Annotated in this window: 15 protein-coding genes; 2 read left to right on the plus strand and 13 right to left on the minus strand. The window is 69.2% G+C overall.

All coding sequences use genetic code 11. The features are described from left to right. Window position 1: 1 nt before the first annotated feature. The 5 genes from ACZ7M7_RS07350 to ACZ7M7_RS07370 all read right to left on the minus strand — a co-directional run bounded on the left by ACZ7M7_RS07350 (window position 2) and on the right by ACZ7M7_RS07370 (window position 4,276). On the minus strand, window positions 2-853 hold the full coding sequence (locus ACZ7M7_RS07350) for a carbohydrate ABC transporter permease (protein WP_383632764.1): 852 nt from the start codon (window positions 851-853) through the stop codon (window positions 2-4). A 5-nt stretch (window positions 854-858) separates the two neighbouring features. Beyond that, entirely contained in the window at window positions 859-1,812 is a 954-nt protein-coding gene (locus ACZ7M7_RS07355) for a carbohydrate ABC transporter permease (protein WP_383609310.1), read from the minus strand. Window positions 1,813-1,859: 47 nt separating this feature from the next. Continuing rightward, the gene (locus tag ACZ7M7_RS07360; RefSeq protein ID WP_383608675.1) at window positions 1,860-3,173 is read right to left on the minus strand and encodes an extracellular solute-binding protein; all 1,314 of its coding nucleotides are present in this window, start codon (window positions 3,171-3,173) and stop codon (window positions 1,860-1,862) included. Window positions 3,174-3,389: 216 nt separating this feature from the next. Next, window positions 3,390-3,674: a DUF3039 domain-containing protein gene (locus tag ACZ7M7_RS07365; protein WP_328427332.1), complete on the minus strand. Its 285-nt coding sequence runs from the start codon at window positions 3,672-3,674 to the stop codon at window positions 3,390-3,392. Between the two features lie 29 nt (window positions 3,675-3,703). Continuing rightward, window positions 3,704-4,276, minus strand: a complete 573-nt coding sequence (locus ACZ7M7_RS07370) for a YqgE/AlgH family protein (RefSeq protein WP_383632758.1) — start codon at window positions 4,274-4,276, stop codon at window positions 3,704-3,706. A 253-nt stretch (window positions 4,277-4,529) separates the two neighbouring features. On the opposite strand from ACZ7M7_RS07370, the gene murA reads away from it, so the two are divergent. Further along, window positions 4,530-5,870, plus strand: coding sequence for a UDP-N-acetylglucosamine 1-carboxyvinyltransferase (murA, locus tag ACZ7M7_RS07375; RefSeq protein WP_383608669.1), 1,341 nt, complete (start codon window positions 4,530-4,532; stop codon window positions 5,868-5,870). A gap of 326 nt (window positions 5,871-6,196) precedes the next feature. Here murA and ACZ7M7_RS07380 read toward each other — a convergent pair whose 3' ends face one another. The 6 genes from ACZ7M7_RS07380 to ACZ7M7_RS07405 form a co-directional block, all read right to left on the minus strand. Beyond that, entirely contained in the window at window positions 6,197-6,478 is a 282-nt protein-coding gene (locus tag ACZ7M7_RS07380; RefSeq protein ID WP_007498188.1) for an HU family DNA-binding protein, read from the minus strand. Window positions 6,479-6,852: 374 nt separating this feature from the next. Then, window positions 6,853-8,277, minus strand: a complete 1,425-nt coding sequence (locus ACZ7M7_RS07385; protein WP_472113649.1) for an NAD-dependent malic enzyme — start codon at window positions 8,275-8,277, stop codon at window positions 6,853-6,855. Between the two features lie 326 nt (window positions 8,278-8,603). Continuing rightward, on the minus strand, window positions 8,604-11,000 hold the full coding sequence (locus ACZ7M7_RS07390; RefSeq protein WP_472113652.1) for a HelD family protein: 2,397 nt from the start codon (window positions 10,998-11,000) through the stop codon (window positions 8,604-8,606). Between the two features lie 69 nt (window positions 11,001-11,069). Further along, entirely contained in the window at window positions 11,070-11,903 is an 834-nt protein-coding gene (locus ACZ7M7_RS07395) for an anti-sigma factor family protein (RefSeq protein ID WP_383608660.1), read from the minus strand. After that, window positions 11,903-12,424 (minus strand): sigma-70 family RNA polymerase sigma factor, encoded by a 522-nt coding sequence (locus tag ACZ7M7_RS07400; RefSeq protein WP_010039908.1) that lies wholly within the window; start codon window positions 12,422-12,424, stop codon window positions 11,903-11,905. The genes ACZ7M7_RS07395 and ACZ7M7_RS07400 overlap by 1 nt, the downstream gene beginning before the upstream one ends. Window positions 12,425-12,743: 319 nt before the next feature. Beyond that, window positions 12,744-13,355 carry a CGNR zinc finger domain-containing protein gene (locus tag ACZ7M7_RS07405; RefSeq protein ID WP_472113655.1) on the minus strand — a complete coding sequence of 204 codons (612 nt, stop codon included), beginning with the start codon at window positions 13,353-13,355 and terminating at the stop codon, window positions 12,744-12,746. 236 nt (window positions 13,356-13,591) lie between these two features. Between ACZ7M7_RS07405 and ACZ7M7_RS07410 the strand changes: the two genes are divergently transcribed. After that, entirely contained in the window at window positions 13,592-14,128 is a 537-nt protein-coding gene (locus ACZ7M7_RS07410) for an anthrone oxygenase family protein (RefSeq protein ID WP_472113659.1), read from the plus strand. 9 nt (window positions 14,129-14,137) lie between these two features. On the opposite strand, the gene ACZ7M7_RS07415 is transcribed toward ACZ7M7_RS07410, so the two are convergent. Both ACZ7M7_RS07415 and ACZ7M7_RS07420 read right to left on the minus strand, forming a co-directional pair. Then, a complete protein-coding gene (locus tag ACZ7M7_RS07415; protein ID WP_472113662.1) occupies window positions 14,138-15,289 on the minus strand; it encodes a uroporphyrinogen-III synthase in 1,152 nt (383 codons plus the stop codon). A 240-nt stretch (window positions 15,290-15,529) separates the two neighbouring features. Beyond that, window positions 15,530-16,912 carry a nitrate/nitrite transporter gene (locus ACZ7M7_RS07420; protein ID WP_472113665.1) on the minus strand — a complete coding sequence of 461 codons (1,383 nt, stop codon included), beginning with the start codon at window positions 16,910-16,912 and terminating at the stop codon, window positions 15,530-15,532. Window positions 16,913-16,935: the final 23 nt, after the last annotated feature.

The following is a 16,935-nucleotide window of genomic DNA, read 5'->3' on the forward strand; positions in this document are numbered from 1 at the left end:
GTCAGTCCTTTACCGCTCCGCCCAGCCCCGACACCAGCCGTCGCTGCACGAGCACGAAGAAGATCAGCACCGGAATCGTCATCACCGTCGACGCCGCCATGACGCCGCCCCAGTCCGGCTCGTCCGGCTTGTAGAAGACGAGCAGGGCCATCGGGAGGGTCGACTGCGAAGTGTCGCTGATGATGAAGGACTTGGCGAACAGGAAGTCGTTCCAGGCCGAGATGAACGAAAACACGCTCGTGGCCACGAGCCCCGGGAAGACCAGCGGGAAAAGGATCTGCCACAGGAATCGCGACCGGCTCGCCCCGTCGATGTACGCGGCCTCCTCCAGCGCCTCGGGAACCGCCTTCACAAACCCCCGCAGCATCCAGATCGCGAACGGCAGCGAGAAGGCGATGTGCGGCAGGATCAGCGAGCCGAGTGTGTTCAGCTGGCCGAAGTCCCGCATGAGGAAGAACAAGGGGATCGTCAGGGCCTCCACCGGCACCATCTGGGCCACCAGAAACATGATCAGCAGGGTGGTCCGGAAGCGGAACCGGAATCGTGTCACCGCGGTCGCCGCCAGAAACGCGATCAGTGCCGAGACGATCACGACCGTGCACGCCACGACAAGGCTGTTGAGGAAGTAGCGGCCGAATTCGTTCTGCTCGAACACCCGCCGGAAGGAATCCAGGGAAGGGGCCAGCGTCCAGGGCCGCGGCTCGCTGGACTCGATCTCCCCGGCCGGTTTGAAGGCGCTGAGCACCATCCAGTACAGCGGGAAGGCCACCACGACGGCGACCAGCAGCGCGGACACCTCCGCGAGCAGCCGCCAGGGCCGCCGTACGAAGGGCACGGAACCCACGGACTTCACGGACCTCACAGTTCCTCCCCCTGCCTGCGCAGCAGCCGCAGATACACCAGCGTCACCGCCAGCAGGATCAGCAGCATCACGATGCCGATCGCCGAACCGAGGCTGTACTGCGAGGACGCGAAGGCCTTCTGGTAGGCGTACACGTTCAGCACGAGGTTCTGGCCCGCGATGCCGCCGCCGTTCGTCATGACGTAGATCTGGGTGAAGACCTTGAAGTCCCAGATGACCGACTGGATGGTCACCACCACGAGGATCGGCCGCAGCATCGGCACCAGCACCGACCGCCAGATCCGCCACTGCGAGGCACCGTCCAGCGCGGCGGCCTCCAGCACCTCGGCAGGTACGGAGCGGATACCGGCGTACACCGTCACCATCACGAACGGGAAGGAGCACCAGACCACTTCGAGCAGGACGAGGAAGAAGGCGCTGAAACGCCCGTACGTCCACGAGTGGTCGCCGAGCCCCAGGATGCGGTTCATCGGCCCGAAGTCCGCGTCGAACAGGAGCAGCCACACCGTCGACCCCGTGATCGCAGGCGTCGCCCACGCCCCCAGCGCCGCCAGCATCAACGCGAGCCGCGGCACGGCACGCACGCGCGTGAGCAGCACGGCGAGCGCACACCCGACGGCGAGGGTCGACACGACACACGCCGCCGCGAACACGACCGTGGCCAGCAGCACCTGCCAGAACTGGGAGTCCGAGAACAACTCCGCGTAGTTGCCGAACCCCTGGAAGGTGGTGGGCTCCCCGCCGCTGACCTGCGCCTGCGTGTACTCGAAGAACGAGATCAGCCCGAGCTGATAGATGGGATAGACGAGCAGTCCGCCGAGAACGACGAGGGCGGGGGCGAGATAGAGCCAGGGTGTCGTCTGACTCCGCCCACGCGGACGCCCCTGGGGGCGCGGGGCCCCGTTGAATTTGCGGCTACCGCCACGCGGGCGCGACCAGCCACGATCCACCCGCGCCCGCCGACGCTCCACAACCCCCGACCCACTGGGCACCCGCGTCACCCGGCGGAGCCGAACGCGGCGTCCATCTTCGTGGCCGCCTCCTCCGCAGCAGCCGCCACGTCCTTCTTGCCGCTGATGACCTCCTGGAGCATGGTCGGCAGCACCAGCGAGGAGTCGATCTGCGCCCACGCGGGCGACGCGGGGACGAACTTGGTGCCGGCGGACAGGGTCTGCGCGAAGGGCTTGACGTACGGCTCCTCGGCGGCGACCTGCTGCCGTACGTCCGAGAAGGTGGGCAGGAAGCCCATCGCCTCGAACATCGAGGTCTGCGTCTTCTTCGAGGCCAGCTGCTCCATGAGGTCGACGGCCAGCGTGCGGTGCGAGGTGCTCTTCAGGACGCCGATGTTGTTGCCGCCCGCGAACGCCGGCGCGATGGAACCGGCCTTGACGCCAGGCAGCGGCACGACCGCGTACTTGCCCTTCGCCTTCCCGGCCTCCACGGCCGTGTGGCTGAAGTCGCCGCCGATCGCCATGCCCGCCTTGCCCGCCGCGAACGCGGTGATCGTGTCGTTGCCGCCCATGCCGGCGCACTTGGCGGCGGGACAGTTGTCGTCGCCGAACAGGGACGTGTACGCCTTGATGCCCTTCTGGGCGGCCGCGCTGTCGATGGCGGAGGCGTACGAGCCGCCCTTGCCGGTGGCGAGTTCGCCGCCGTTGGCCCACACGAACGGCATAGCGCCGTAGGTGTACGCCCCGCCCACCACGAGCCCGTACAGCTCGGGCTTCGCGGCGCGGATCTTGCGGGCCGTCTCGGCCAACTCGTCCATGGTCTTCGGCGCTTCGAGGCCGAGCTCCTCGAAGATGTCCGTGCGGTAGTACAGGGCGCGGACACCGACGTAGAAGGGCGCGCCGTAGATCTTGCCGTCCACGGTGACGGACTGCTTGGCCGTGGGGTCGGTGTCCTTCGCCTCGGTCCAGTCGCCGAACTCCTCGGTGACGTCGAGGAGTCCGCCGTCCTTCACATAGCCGGCGGTGTCGGTGTTGCCGTACTCCATGACGTCGGGCGCGGACTTCGGGTCGTTGAAGGCGGCCTTGACGCGCTGGGCGCGGGTCTCGATCGGGATGTACTCGACGTCGACCTTCGTGCCCTCGTGGGCCTTCTCGAAGGCGGTGACGACGGAGTCGACGACCTTCTCCTTGGGCTTGTTGCCGACTTCCTGGAAGAGCCAGACCCGCAGGGTGCCGGTCTTCTCGTCCTTGTCGGAGGAGGAGTTGGTGGACGTCTGCGGGGCGCAGGCGGAGACGATCAGAGTGGCGGCCGCGAGAGCGGTGGCCGCAAGGAAACGGACGGACGGCTTCCTGGCGTTCATGGAGTGCTCCTCCGATGGAGTGTTGCAACATGCGCAATGACGGTTTCGCTGTGCACAACACTCGGAGGCTAGGGACTTCATGAACACGATCACAAGAGGTCTCAACCACTCTGTGACCGGCGAACGCACTCCATGCAACGCGCGGACAGCACAAAGGCCCTCAGGGCGCGCAAAACGCACCCTGAGGGCCTTACGTCTGCCGAACGGAAGGGACCGCTACTTCTTGTCGCCGTCCTTGCCCTTGTCGCCGCCGGCGCCCATGGACTCGTAGATCTCCTTGCACATGGGACACACCGGGTACTTCTTCGGGTCGCGGCCGGGCACCCAGACCTTGCCGCAGAGCGCCACGACGGGGGTCCCGTCGAGGGCGCTCGCCATGATCTTGTCCTTCTGGACATAGTGGGCGAAGCGCTCGTGGTCGCCGTCGCCGTGGGACGTCTGCGGCGTCGGCTCTACGAGGGTTCCCGTACCAGTCCCGCGCTCGGGCTCGAGAGTGCTCATATCGCCAAGGGTACTGAAGCTCACAGGCATCAGTTGAGCGAAGGGTCGTCGGGATACGTGGCCACCATCGCGAGCTCGTTGCGCTGTCTGCGCAGGACCTCGCGCCAGAGTCTTTCCGGCGCCGGCGAGGAGACGTCCCCGGGCTCGGACTCGACGACGTACCAGGCGCCCTCCACCAGCTCGTCCTCCAGCTGGCCAGGCCCCCAGCCGGCGTACCCGGCGAAGATCCTCAGACTGCCCACGGCCGAGGCGAGCAGCTCCGGCGGCGCCTCCAGGTCCACGAGCCCGATGGCGCCGTGCACCCGGCGCCAGCCCAGCGGGGCGCTCTCGCCGTTCGCGTCGCCGGGGATGACGGCGACGCCGAGCGCGGAGTCCAGGGACACCGGGCCGCCCTGGAAGACGACACCGGGTTCGCCGGCGAGGTCCGCCCAGCCCTCCAGGATGTCGCCCACGTCCACGGGCGTCGGTCGGTTGAGCACGACGCCGAGGGAGCCCTCCTCGTCGTGGTCGAGAAGGAGCACCACCGCACGGTCGAAGTTCGGGTCCGCCAGGGCGGGCGTGGCCACGAGCAGCCGCCCTGTGAGCGAGGACACCTCGGTCATGCCAGACATGATCCCGCATCTTCCCTTCGCGTGGGGAGGCAATGCCGGTTCGTCGGTGAATGCAGCTCAGGGCGGAAAGGAGCGTCCCCCGGCGCACGACCGGGACGGTGACCGCTCGTACCCGTGGCGGAACGGTTCGTGTTGTGACAGAGCTATGACGTTCCTGAGTCGTACTTGGGCTTACAGAAGGGGGGTCTGCGGCGATTACCCTTTCCCTCCTGGCCCCTGCCCAACTCATCGGAACGCGAGATACATGACCGTCAACGACGATGTCCTGCTTGTCCACGGCGGAACCCCGCTGGAGGGCGAGATCCGTGTCCGCGGTGCGAAGAACCTCGTACCGAAGGCCATGGTCGCCGCCCTGCTGGGCAGCGCACCAAGCCGACTGCGCAACGTACCCGACATCCGTGACGTCCGGGTCGTACGCGGTCTGCTCCAACTGCACGGGGTCACGGTCCGTCCGGGTGAGGAACCCGGCGAGTTGGTGATGGACCCCTCCCACGTGGAGAGCGCGAACGTCGCTGACATCGATGCCCACGCGGGTTCGAGCCGCATCCCGATCCTCCTCTGCGGCCCTCTGCTGCACCGCATCGGGCACGCGTTCATCCCCGGCCTCGGCGGCTGCGACATCGGCGGCCGGCCCATCGACTTCCACTTCGAGGTGCTGCGGCAGTTCGGCGCGACCATCGAGAAGCGGGCGGACGGGCAGTATCTGGAGGCTCCGCAGCGGCTGCGCGGCACGAAGATCCGGCTGCCGTACCCGTCCGTGGGTGCGACGGAGCAGGTGCTGCTGACGGCGGTGCTCGCGGAGGGCGTCACGGAGCTGTCCAACGCGGCCGTGGAGCCCGAGATCGAGGACCTCATCTGCGTTCTGCAGAAGATGGGCGCCATCATCGCGATGGACACCGACCGCACGATCCGCATCACCGGTGTGGACACGCTCGGCGGCTACACCCACCGCGCCCTCCCGGACCGCCTGGAGGCGGCCTCCTGGGCGTCCGCGGCGCTCGCGACCGAAGGCAACATCTACGTCCGTGGCGCGCTGCAGCGCTCGATGATGACGTTCCTCAACACCTACCGGAAGGTGGGCGGTGCCTTCGAGATCGACGACGAGGGCATCCGGTTCTGGCACCCCGGCGGCCAGTTGAAGTCCATCGCCCTCGAGACGGACGTGCACCCCGGCTTCCAGACGGACTGGCAGCAGCCGCTGGTGGTAGCTCTGACGCAGGCGACCGGCCTGTCCATCATCCACGAGACGGTCTACGAGTCCCGGCTCGGCTTCACCTCCGCGCTGAACCAGATGGGCGCCCACATCCAGCTCTACCGCGAGTGCCTCGGCAGCTCCGCGTGCCGCTTCGGCCAGCGCAACTTCCTGCACTCCGCGGTCGTCTCCGGCCCCACCAAGCTCCAGGGCGCCGACCTGGTCATCCCCGACCTGCGCGGCGGCTTCTCCTACCTCATCGCGGCCCTGGCGGCCCAGGGCACGTCCCGGGTCCACGGCATCGACCTCATCAACCGCGGCTACGAGAACTTCATGGAGAAGTTGGTCGAGCTCGGCGCGAAGGTGGAACTGCCGGGCAAGGCCCTCGGCTGACGACACCTCACGGCTCGGGGAGGCCCAGCGCCGCACCCGGGTGAGGGCCCCGGCCGCTCACATCCGCTACGGCCCACGCAGTGCCGCCCCCGGCCGAGAGTCCGGGGGCGCACCCCGGGCAGGCACAGCATGACGAAGTTGGCCGAGCTCGGCGCGAGGGTGGAATCGCCGGGCAAGGCCCTCGGCTGACGACACCTCACGGCTCTCGGCGGCCCTGGGGGCTGTCTGTAGGCGCGAACCACGATGGGGCGGCACCCGGAACCGGGTGCCGCCCCATCGGCGTTTCTACAAGCCGCACGCCGTCCCGTGGCGTACAGACGGCAAGGTCACTTGCCCTTCGCGGCTTCCTTGAGCTTCGAGCCCGCGGAGACCTTCACGCTGTAGCCGGCCGGGATCTGGATCGGGTCACCGGTCTGCGGGTTGCGCGCGGTGCGAGCGGCACGGTGGGTGCGCTCGAAGGTCAGGAAGCCAGGGATGGTGACCTTCTCGTCGCCCTTGGCGACAACCTCGCCGACGGTCTCGGCGAACGCGGCCAGCACGGCGTCGGCGTCCTTGCGGGTCACCTCGGCGCGGTCGGCCAGCGCGGCCACCAGCTCACTGCGGTTCATGTTGTTACTCCCGTGTTCTTCTTGCTGTTGAGGCGTGCCACGCGGCGGAGCCGCATATTGGGCACAGCGAAGCCGATGCTGCCAGGGTCCTCGGACAGTCCCCGGACCCGGGTCCGTCCTCGGACCCTCGCGCCCAGAGACGCATCCTGCCCCTACCTGCGGCGGGAAAGCCAATCCGGCACCCGGAGGAGTCGTGAGAACACCCTTGGGAGTCACACGAAGAGAGGGCCTGAGCTTTTCGCGTCACGATAAACGGCAGCAATAGGCCCCAGGTTCCACGACGCGCCGTTACAAGGGCTTGCCGTGGCGATCCTCACAGCCCACACACAAATTTCGGGGCTGTGAGGCAGCGACACCCGGTGATTACTCGACGATTACTCGGCCGAACCCGTCGCGGTGGCGGACTTCGCCGCCTCCCGCACCGCTCCCGCGACCGCACCCGCGACCTTGTCGTTGAACACGCTCGGGATGATGTAGTTCGGGTTCAGCTCGTCCTCGGTCACCACGTCCGCCAGCGCCTTCGCGGCCGCGAGCATCATGTCCGTGTTGACCGTGCGGGACTGGGCGTCCAGCAGACCGCGGAAGACACCCGGGAAGACCAGCACGTTGTTGATCTGGTTCGGGAAGTCGGAGCGGCCCGTGGCCACAACTGCGGCCGTCTGGCGGGCGATTGCCGGGTCCACCTCGGGGTCCGGGTTCGCGAGCGCGAACACGATGGCGTCGTCGGCCATGGCGGCCACGTCGTCGCCGTCGAGCACGTTCGGGGCCGAGACGCCGATGAAGACGTCCGCGCCGCGCACGGCCTCCTTCAGCGTGCCCGTCAGGCCCTCGGGGTTGGTGTTGTCGGCGATCCAGCGCAGCGGGGAGTCCGCGGGGGCCTGACGCAGGTCCTCGCGCCCGGCGTGCACGACACCGTGGATGTCGGCGACGACGGCGTTCTTCACGCCCGCCGCGAGCAGCAGCTTCAGGATGGCCGTACCGGCCGCGCCGGCGCCGGACATGACGACGCGAATGTTCTCAATCGCCTTGCCCGCGACCCGAAGTGCGTTGGTGAGGGCGGCCAGGACGACGATCGCCGTGCCGTGCTGGTCGTCGTGGAAGACGGGGATGTCGAGGGCCTCACGCAGCCGTGCCTCGATCTCGAAGCAGCGGGGCGCGGAGATGTCCTCCAGGTTGATGCCGGCGAACCCGGGGGCGATCGCCTTGACGATCTCGACGATCGCGTCGGTGTCCTGGGTGTCGAGGCACAGCGGCCAGGCGTCGATGCCGGCGAACCGCTTGAAGAGGGCCGCCTTGCCCTCCATGACGGGCAGCGCGGCCTTCGGGCCGATGTTGCCCAGGCCCAGCACCGCCGAGCCGTCCGTCACAACCGCAACGGAGTTGCGCTTGATCGTCAGGCGCCGCGCGTCCTCGGGGTTCTCGGCGATCGCCATGCAGACCCGGGCCACACCCGGCGTGTAGACCATGGACAGGTCGTCACGGTTGCGGATGGGGTGCTTGGACTGCATCTCGATCTTGCCGCCGAGGTGCATCAGGAACGTACGGTCGGAGACCTTGCCCAGGGTGACGCCCTCGATGCCGCGCAGCTGCTCGACGATCTCGTCGGCGTGCGCGGTGGAGGTGGCGGCGATGGTGACGTCGATCCGGAGCTTCTCGTGCCCGGAGGCGGTGACGTCGAGGCCGGTGACCGAGCCTCCGTGGGACTCGACGGCCCCGGTGAGCTGGGAGACCGCGGTTCCGCTCGCGGGCACCTCCAGCCGGACCGTCATCGAGTAGGAGACGCTGGGCGCCGTTGCCATGGCCGACTTCCTCTGCTTTCACCTGTGACGCTGGATGCCGTCCGATCGTCGCACCTACCGCCGAGTAGGAGTTAGCCGGGCTTGAATTGCGAACGTATTGTTCGCCACGCCTTCTCATGAAAAGAGACCCACGTCACATTCGTGACGTGGGTCTCTCCAACGTTCATGACACCGACCCGCCATGCTCGCCTCGCGGCAAGTGGTCGCTCGTAGCGACGAAGGTTGGGCCCGGGGGCTTGGATCGAGCCGGTGCCACACCCAGGCTAACAAACCGATCCCGTAAGGCCATTCCCGTACCGGTGGTTCGTACCGGTGGTTCATCCGGATCAATCTCTGAGCAGGTCCGGTACCCCGCCGGCGTCCGGCTCGTCGCGCTCGCCCGACACCACCGTCAGCTGCTGGGTGGCCCGGGTCAGTGCGACGTACAGCACCCGCAGGCCGGCCGGGGACTCGTCGGCGATCTCCGCCGGGGAGACGACGACCGTCGCGTCGTACTCCAGCCCCTTCGCCTCCAGGCTGCCGAGCGCCACGACCCGGTCGCCGAGCCCGGCGAGCCACTTGGCCGCCTCCTCGCGCCGCTGCATGGCGACGACGACGCCGACCGTGCCGTCGACCCGGTCCAGCAGTCGGGCGGCCTCCTCGCGCACCGTCTGCGCGAGGGAGTCACGGACGACGGTGAAGCGCGGCTCGACGCCGGTCGAACGCACCGCCGACGGGGCCGTCGAGCCCGGCATGGCGAGGGCGAGCACCTTCGACGCCAGCTGGGCGATCTCGGCCGGGTTGCGGTAGTTCACCGTGAGCTGGAAGCGGCGGCGGGGGCGGGTGCCGAGGGCATCGTCGCGGGCCTCGGCCGCCTCGTCGACGTCGGACCAGGAGGACTGGGCCGGGTCGCCGACGACCGTCCAGGTGGCGTGCCGACCGCGGCGGCCGAGCATGCGCCACTGCATCGGCGTGACGTCCTGTGACTCGTCGACGATGACGTGGGCGTACTCGGTGCGCTCGGCCGCCAGCCGCTCGGCGCGCTCGCGCTGCGACTCCTCGCGCACCGGCATCAGCTCCTCCAGGCCGGTGAGCTGGTCGAGCGGGTCCAGCTCGCGCTTCTTCCTCGGGCGGGCCGGGGTGCCGAGGATCGACTGGAGCTCGTCGAGCATGGCGATGTCGTGCACGGAGTACCCGTCCCGCTTCAGCGAGCGGGCGACCTTGCGCACCTCGCCGGGGTTGAGGATCCGGCGAGCCCAGCGGCCGAGGCGCCGCTCGTCGGCCATCGCCGTCAGGACCGCCTTCGGGGTCAGCTCCGGCCACCAGGCATCGACGAAGGCGATGAAGCTGTCCTCCGACATCACGTCCTCGTCGAAGGAGGCACGCAGCTCGGCGGCGAGCTCCGGGTCGGTGTGCCGGGTGGCGCCGCCCGACTGTGCCCACAGGGCGTCGAGCAGCAGCTTGCGGGCGCGCGGGCGCAGCAGGTTCACGGGTGCGGTGCCGCCCAGCGCGGTGCGGCGGATACGTTCCAGCGCGTCGGCCTCCAGCTCGAGACGGCGCCCGAAGGCGACCACGCGCAGCCGGGTGGGAGGTCCGGCGGGGGTCTGTGCGGAGGCGTCGTCGTCGCCGAAGGCGAGCTGTCCCGTCCGGTTCGCCGCGGTGTCGCCGACGGCGGGCCGACGAGCGTCGGCCCCACTGCCCGGCCCCAGCTCCAGCGCGCCCCGCGCCGCCTTCCGCAGCACCTTGAGCATGCGGTACGAGCCCTTGGCGCGGGCCGTGGCCGGGGAGTCGTACAGCGCGGCCTCGGCACCGTCGACGAGGGAGCCGATCGCGCGGATCGCGACCTGGCCCTCCTCGCCCAGCGACGGGAGCACGCCCTCGGTGTACGCCACCAGCAGCGGGGTCGGCGAGACGATCAGGATGCCGCCCGCGTACCGGCGCCGGTCCTGGTAGAGCAGGTAGGCGGCGCGGTGCAGGGCGACGGCGGTCTTGCCGGTGCCGGGGCCGCCCTCGACGTACGTCACGGAGGCGGCGGGGGCCCGGATGACCAGGTCCTGCTCGGCCTGGATGGACGCCACGATGTCGCGCATGGTGTGGCTGCGGGCCTGGCCGAGGGCGGCCATGAGGGCGCCGTCACCGATGACGGGCAGCTCGTCGCCGCCGAGGAACGCCTTCAGCTCGGGGCGCATCAGGTCGTCCTCGACGCTGAGCACCCGGCGCCCCTTGGAGCGGATGACCCGGCGCCGTACGACCCGCCCGGGGTCGACCGGGGTGGAGCGGTAGAAAGGTGCCGCGGCCGGGGCCCGCCAGTCGATGACCAGCGGGGCGTAGTCCTGGTCGAGCACGCCGATGCGGCCGATGTGCAGGGTCTCGGCGATGTCGGCGGTGTTGTCCTCGCGCACCGCGCCCTCGGCGGGCTCGACGGCGGTGTACGCGCCGTCGGGCCCCTTCTTGCCGTCCTTGCCGGGCAGCAGGTCGATACGTCCGAAGAGGAAGTCCTCGAACTCGTTGTTGAGCCGATTGAGGTGGACACCTGCGCGGAAGACCTGCGCGTCCCGCTCGGCGAGCGCACCGGGCGTGCCGACCTGGCCGCGCTGGGCCGCGTCGTTCATGAGGAACTCCGCCTCGTGGATCTTCTCCTCGAGGCGCTGGTACACCCGGTCCAGATGTACCTGTTCGACGCCGATCTCCCGATCTCTCAAGGAGTCTTCGAGCGCGGTTTCCTGTGGAGCCTGAGCGGCCACCGGGCCCCCTTCTGACGTGCTGGGCAGCCGTCAACCGTACGCGAAGGGGACCCGGAATTGCTACGGCGACTACACGTCTACCTCGACGATCTTCTTTCCGTCGAAGTCCATGACCTCCACGTGATCGACATCGTCGGGGGCCATGGACACGCCGCCGCTGACGTAGAGCGGGTTCCTGGCCTGCTCGGTCTTGGCATCCGGGATGCCGTAGCCCCACTTCGGGACGGACCAGGAGGCGGCCGTCTCACGCTCGCCGCTCTTGCTGACGAAGATCAGGGAACACTTGAGCGGACCCTTGACGCCCTTGAGCTCGAGGGCCGTCTCGGTGCCCCACGCCTTCTCCGACATGCCGACGGTCGCGCTGGCGCCGGTCGTCGGGTCGGTCCCCGAGACCTTGCTCTCGAGACCCGTGAACAGGTCCTTGGCGGGGTTGGCCGCCTGCACGGTCCGGTTGCCCTCGCTGTCACCGCCGCCGTCGCTGCCGTTCGTCGCCACGGCCACGAACGGACCGCCGACGATCAGCGCCGCAGCCGCGGCCACCATGTAGAAGCTGCGCCGGCGCTTCTGGGCGCGGCGCTCGGCGACCTCGTCGACAAGCTTGTTCACCAGGCGCGGGCTGGGCTTCGCCGAAAGGGACTCGCCGATCGCGGGTGAACCGGAGCCCGGCAGGTCCGCGAGCGCGGCCAGCATCGGCTCCATCCCGGCGAGTTCGTCCAGTTGCTGGGCGCACCACTCGCAGGTCGCGAGATGTGCCTCGAAAGCGGTTGCTTCGGCGTCGTCGAGAATCCCGAGGGCATAGGCGCCGACGGTCTCGTGTTCGCTCGGAACCGGATGTCCCGTCATGGGTCCAGACATACCCGAACCGCCCATCCCGAATCCCTGGTTTCCCCCGTAAACACTCATCACGCCGTCACCCCCCGCTCCTCCAGTGCCAGCTTCATCGACCGCAGGGCATAGAAGACCCTTGAGCGAACAGTGCCGCTGGGTATGCCCAGCGTCTCGGCCGCCTCATTGACCGTACGCCCCTTGAAGTACGTCTCGACCAGGACTTCCCGGTGGGCGGGCGTCAGGTCGTCGAGTGCGTCCGACAGCGTCATCAGCCACAGCGCCTTGTCGATCTCGTCCTCCGCGGGGATGACCTCCAGCGGCGACGGATCGACCTCCTGCGGCCGGGCCTGCCGGCTGCGGTGGCCGTCGATGACGATGCGCCGGGCGACCGTCACCAGCCAGGGGCGTACCGATCCGGTCGCTCGATTGAGCTGTCCGGCGTTCTTCCAGGCACGGATGAGCGTCTCCTGCACAACGTCCTCTGCTCGTTGCCGATCACCGGCGACCAGTCGAAGGACATACGCAAGGAGGGGTCCGGCGTGCTCTCTGTACAGCGCACGCATCAGCTCCTCATCAGGTTCCGAGGGCTGGGACATGCGATGTCGGGCCCTCGATCCACGTTCATTGGCCACGACGGAATCCTTGCGCACGCCCACCTCCGATGTCCGGGGGTTCCCCCAGTCGGTCGCTCGACCACCCGTACGCAAGCGGCGCTTTGAGTGTTCAAACAGAGGCGACAGTTTTCTTCGGAGTGACGTGACGAGCGGGACATGGCAGCACATTCCCACCGTGCGATCTTTACATTTCCGTCACATCGGCAAGATCGAAGGAGGGCTTCCCTACGGTCCCGTAGGTAAACGACGTGTAATCGAAATCACTTCGACAGCCGTTTCACAGAAGCCGCATAACGGACTGTCAGGCTCGGGTGAGTGCCGTGCGACGACGGTGCCGGGCCACTCTTTCGCGGTTCCCGCAGACCTCACTGGAGCACCAGCGCCTCCTGCGCCCCCGGGACGTATCGACATAAACGATCGGACAGTTGTCGCCCTCGCACTCCCGCAGCCCGGCCCGCGCGGCCGGATCGGTGAGCAGTTCCAGGGCGTCCCGCGCGATCGCACCGAGCAGGGCGGCGCACTCCGGCGGGTGATCCAACTGCCGGACGAGGGTGCCGTCTTCCCCCCTGACGGCACGGGGGGCCGGTGGCGCCACGCGGGCGATGTCGTTCACGCGTGCGAGCGCGATGTCGTACGACGGCCTGTCGTACGACGCCCAGCGCTCGGGGGTGAGTCCGCCGCGCACCAACTGGCCGATACGCCCCCGTAGTTCGCAAAAGCCCGCGAGCCAGGAGGCGTCGGCGTGGGTCAGGGGCGTGCCCGGCGGGGCCAGGCCGGCCCCGACTATCCAGGCGCACAACACCTCGACGGAGTCGAACCGTTCCTCGGGGTGCGTGGTCGCGAGGAGATCCAGACAGATCCGCCCGGCGTCGAACCGCAGCTCGAACGCGCCCGTGGCCGTACCCAGTGCCATGTGCCTGTCACCGCCTAGGGGTCACCCCGGTCATGAGGGGTCGGTGAGATGCCGTGAGGAGAGCCGGGAGGAGCAGGGAGAAGCAAGGAGGAGCAGGGAGAACCGTTCCCCCTAACAGTGCCTGTCCGGCGGCGGGGCCGGAACCCCTCGTACCGCCTGCGGGCCTGGACGTCCGCGTATGGGGCTGCGCGTGCCGGCCATGTCCGGGGTGCGTGCGGGTCCGTTGACTGGAGGGCATGACCACAACACGGAACAGCAAAGTCGTGGGGACCGTACTGGGCGCGGCCACGGTCGCGATGGGCCTGATCGCCGGGGCCTTCTACATCTTCGCCTGCGGGGTGATGCCGGGGCTGGCACGCAGCGACGACCGGGTGTACGTCGAGGTCATGCGCGACATCAACGACGCGTTCGAGAACCCGGTGTTCTTCCTGAGCTTCTTCGGGGCGCTGGTGCTGACGGGCGTATCGGCGTGGCAGGTCCGCGGGACGCCGCACCGGGGGTGGGTATGGGCGGCGGCGACCGCGTACGGGCTGGCCTTCGTGGTCACCGTCCTGTTCAACGTCCCGCTGAACGACGGCCTGAAGGGGGCCGGTGATCCGACCGCCCTGCGGGAGGAATTCGAGTACCCGTGGCTGGCGTGGAATGTCGTACGGACGGTGCTGTCGACGGTGGCGCTCGGGTGCCTGGGGCGGGCGCTGGTGGAACACGGGCGTTTCCAACGCAGGTCAGCGCCGCTCAGCCCGTCCGGAGGTGTCCCCTCCGGGGGAGCCTGAGGAACGGACCTACCGGTCCGCGTACTTCTCGTCCGCCGCCGGGTCCAGCGCCAGCCGGTACCCCCGCTTCACCACGGTCTGGATCAGCTTCGGCGCCCCCAGGGCCGTACGGAGCCGGGCCATCGCCGTCTCCACGGCGTGCTCGTCGCGACCGGCGCCCGGCAGGGCGCGCAGCAGCTCCGCGCGGGGCACCACCCAGCCCGGCCGTCGGGACAGGGCCCGCAGCAGGGACATGCCCGCGGGCGGTACGGGGCGCAGCGCCCCGTCGACCAGGACCGCGTGGCCCCGGATCTCCACCCGGTGCCCGGCGATCGGCAGCGACCGGGCCCGCCCGGGCAGCTCCTGGCACAGCAGCTGGACCAGCGGTCCGAGCCGGAAGCGCTCGGGCTGGACCGTGTCGACGCCGAGCGCCTGCAGGGGCAGTGCGGTGACGGGGCCGACGCAGGCCGGCAGGACGTCGTGGTTGAGGGCGGCGAGCAGTTCGGGAAGCAGCCCGCGTTCCTCGGCCCGCGACAGCAGGGACGCCGCGGCCGGGGCGCTGGTGAAGGTGAGGGCGTCCAGGCCCCGGGAGACGGCCGCGTCCAGCAGCCGGTCGACCGGCCCGATGTCCTCCGGCGGCAGCCACCGGTAAACCGGCACCCCGAGCACCTCCGCTCCCCCAGCCCGCAACGCCTCCACGAATCCGGGCAGCGGCTCACCGTGCAGCTGGATGGCGACCCGGCGCCCCTCGACGCCCTCCTCCAGCAGCCGGTCCAGCACCTCTGCCATGGACTCGCTGGACGGCGACCACTCCTCCGTCAGCCCGGCGGCCCGTACCGCGCCCTTGACCTTGGGCCCGCGCGCGAGCAGCTCGACGCCGCGCAGCCGTTCCAGCAGGTCCTCGCCGAGCCCCCAGCCGTCGGCGGCCTCGATCCAGCCCCGGAAGCCGATCGCGGTGGTGGCGATCACGACGTCGGGCGTCCGCTGGATGATCTCCTTGGTGGCGGCGAGCAGTTCGCTGTCGTCCGCCAGCGGCACGATGCGCAGGGCAGGGGCGTGCAGCACGACGGCGCCGCGCCGCTGAAGCAACGCCCCGAGCTCGTCGGCGCGGCGCGCGGCGGTGACGCCCACGGTGAACCCCGCGAGGGGCCCGTGTTCGGGTTGCTGCTGTTCGTCGTACATAACTCTCGTCCCGCACTCGAGTTGTGGTGCCTGCACCAGGGTCTCCCACCGGGGTCGGCCGGAGCGGCTCCTGAATCTCCTGGCGCCAGGTCTCTTGGATCCAGATCTCTTGGATCCAGATCTCCTGGCTCCCGCTCTCCTGGCTCCCGATCGCGCCCTGGGTGGTTACACCTGTATGCCGAGCGAGCCTGTCAACGGTGCGTGACAGGCTCGGTTCGACTTGATGTCGGTGGTGTTACGTCACACCTCGGCGTAGCTGAGCTGCGGCTTTGCCTCGGTGGCCGGTGCCGAGTCGGCCTGCGCGGCCGCCGGACGGCGAAGGTATACGGCCCAGGTGACCGCGAAGCAGAGGCCGTAGAAGGCGAGGAAGGCGACGAAGGCGCCGGTGCCGGAGCCCACGGTGAGGAAGGACTGGCGGAAGGCGAGGTTGATGCCGAGGCCGCCGAGCGCGCCGACCGCGCCGATGAGGCCCATGGAGGCGCCGGAGAGCCGGCGGCCGTAGGCGGCGGCCTCGTCACCCTCCAGCCCCTTGGCGAGGGCCTTCGCGTGGAAGATGCCGGGGATCATCTTGAACGTCGAGCCGTTGCCGAGGCCGCTGAGCACGAACAGGGCGATGAAGGCGGTGGTGAACAGCGGCAGCGACTTCTGCATCGAGGCCACGATGATGACCGCGGTCGCGGCGGCCATGGCGACGTAGTTCCACAGCGTGATCTTGGCACCTCCGAACCGGTCGGCGAGCGAGCCGCCGACGGGCCGGATCAGGGAGCCGAGCAGCGGGCCGATGAAGGTGACGTAGGCGGCCTGGAGCGGCGTGCGGCCGAACTGGGTCTGCAGGACCAGCCCGAAGGCGAAGCTGTAGCCGATGAACGAACCGAAGGTGCCGACGTAGAGGAAGGACATGATCCAGGTGTGGGCGTCCTTCGCGGCGTCCTTGGCGGCGCCGGTGTCGTTCTTCACGGACGAGATGCTGTCCATCTTCAGCCACGCGAGGGCGGCGGCGATCACGATGAACGGGATGTAGATCCCCAGCAGCAGGCGCGGCCCGCCGCTGGCGCCGATCACCGCGAGACCGACGAGCTGCACGACGGGCACGCCGATGTTGCCGCCGCCGGCGTTCAGGCCGAGCGCCCACCCCTTCTTACGGAGCGGGAAGAAGGCGTTGATGTTGGTCATGCTGGAGGCGAAGTTCCCGCCGCCGACGCCGGCCAGCATCGCGCACAGCAGGAAGGTCGTGAACGACGTCCCCGGCTCCATCACGGCGAACGCGGCGACCGTGGGCACCAGCAGCAGCGTCGCCGAGACGACCGTCCACATCCGGCCACCGAAGACGGCGACGGCGAAGGTGTACGGGACGCGGACGATGGCGCCGACCAGCGTGGCCATCGAGACGATCGTGAACTTGTCGGCGGGGGTGAGCCCGTACTCCGGCCCCATGAACAGCACCATCACCGACCACAGGGTCCAGATCGAGAACCCGATGTGCTCGGAGAGGACGGAGAAGAACAGGTTCCGCCGGGCGACCTTCTCCCCGGTCTCCTCCCAGAAGGCCTCGTCCTCGGGATCCCAGTGATCGATCCAGCGGCCTCCCCTGCTCGCGGCGGGGGCTGTGTTCGGGGCTGTCATGACGCCTCCACGGTACTCAGGGA

The organism is Streptomyces sp. NPDC111606, assembly GCF_055656945.1.

What these genes read in the sequence shown, in the direction of transcription:
- ACZ7M7_RS07385 (WP_472113649.1), bottom strand. Translation starts at nt 8,277, where the DNA reads ATGGCAACGGCGCCCAGCGTCTCCTACTCGATGACGGTCCGGCTGGAG.
- ACZ7M7_RS07365 (WP_328427332.1), bottom strand. Translation starts at nt 3,674, where the DNA reads ATGAGCACTCTCGAGCCCGAGCGCGGGACTGGTACGGGAACCCTCGTA.
- ACZ7M7_RS07400 (WP_010039908.1), bottom strand. Translation starts at nt 12,424, where the DNA reads ATGTCCCAGCCCTCGGAACCTGATGAGGAGCTGATGCGTGCGCTGTAC.
- ACZ7M7_RS07420 (WP_472113665.1), bottom strand. Translation starts at nt 16,912, where the DNA reads ATGACAGCCCCGAACACAGCCCCCGCCGCGAGCAGGGGAGGCCGCTGG.
- ACZ7M7_RS07360 (WP_383608675.1), bottom strand. Translation starts at nt 3,173, where the DNA reads ATGAACGCCAGGAAGCCGTCCGTCCGTTTCCTTGCGGCCACCGCTCTC.
- ACZ7M7_RS07410 (WP_472113659.1), top strand. Translation starts at nt 13,592, where the DNA reads ATGACCACAACACGGAACAGCAAAGTCGTGGGGACCGTACTGGGCGCG.
- ACZ7M7_RS07395 (WP_383608660.1), bottom strand. Translation starts at nt 11,903, where the DNA reads ATGAGTGTTTACGGGGGAAACCAGGGATTCGGGATGGGCGGTTCGGGT.
- ACZ7M7_RS07370 (WP_383632758.1), bottom strand. Translation starts at nt 4,276, where the DNA reads ATGACCGAGGTGTCCTCGCTCACAGGGCGGCTGCTCGTGGCCACGCCC.
- murA (WP_383608669.1), top strand. Translation starts at nt 4,530, where the DNA reads ATGACCGTCAACGACGATGTCCTGCTTGTCCACGGCGGAACCCCGCTG.
- ACZ7M7_RS07405 (WP_472113655.1), bottom strand. Translation starts at nt 13,355, where the DNA reads ATGGCACTGGGTACGGCCACGGGCGCGTTCGAGCTGCGGTTCGACGCC.
- ACZ7M7_RS07415 (WP_472113662.1), bottom strand. Translation starts at nt 15,289, where the DNA reads ATGTACGACGAACAGCAGCAACCCGAACACGGGCCCCTCGCGGGGTTC.
- ACZ7M7_RS07380 (WP_007498188.1), bottom strand. Translation starts at nt 6,478, where the DNA reads ATGAACCGCAGTGAGCTGGTGGCCGCGCTGGCCGACCGCGCCGAGGTG.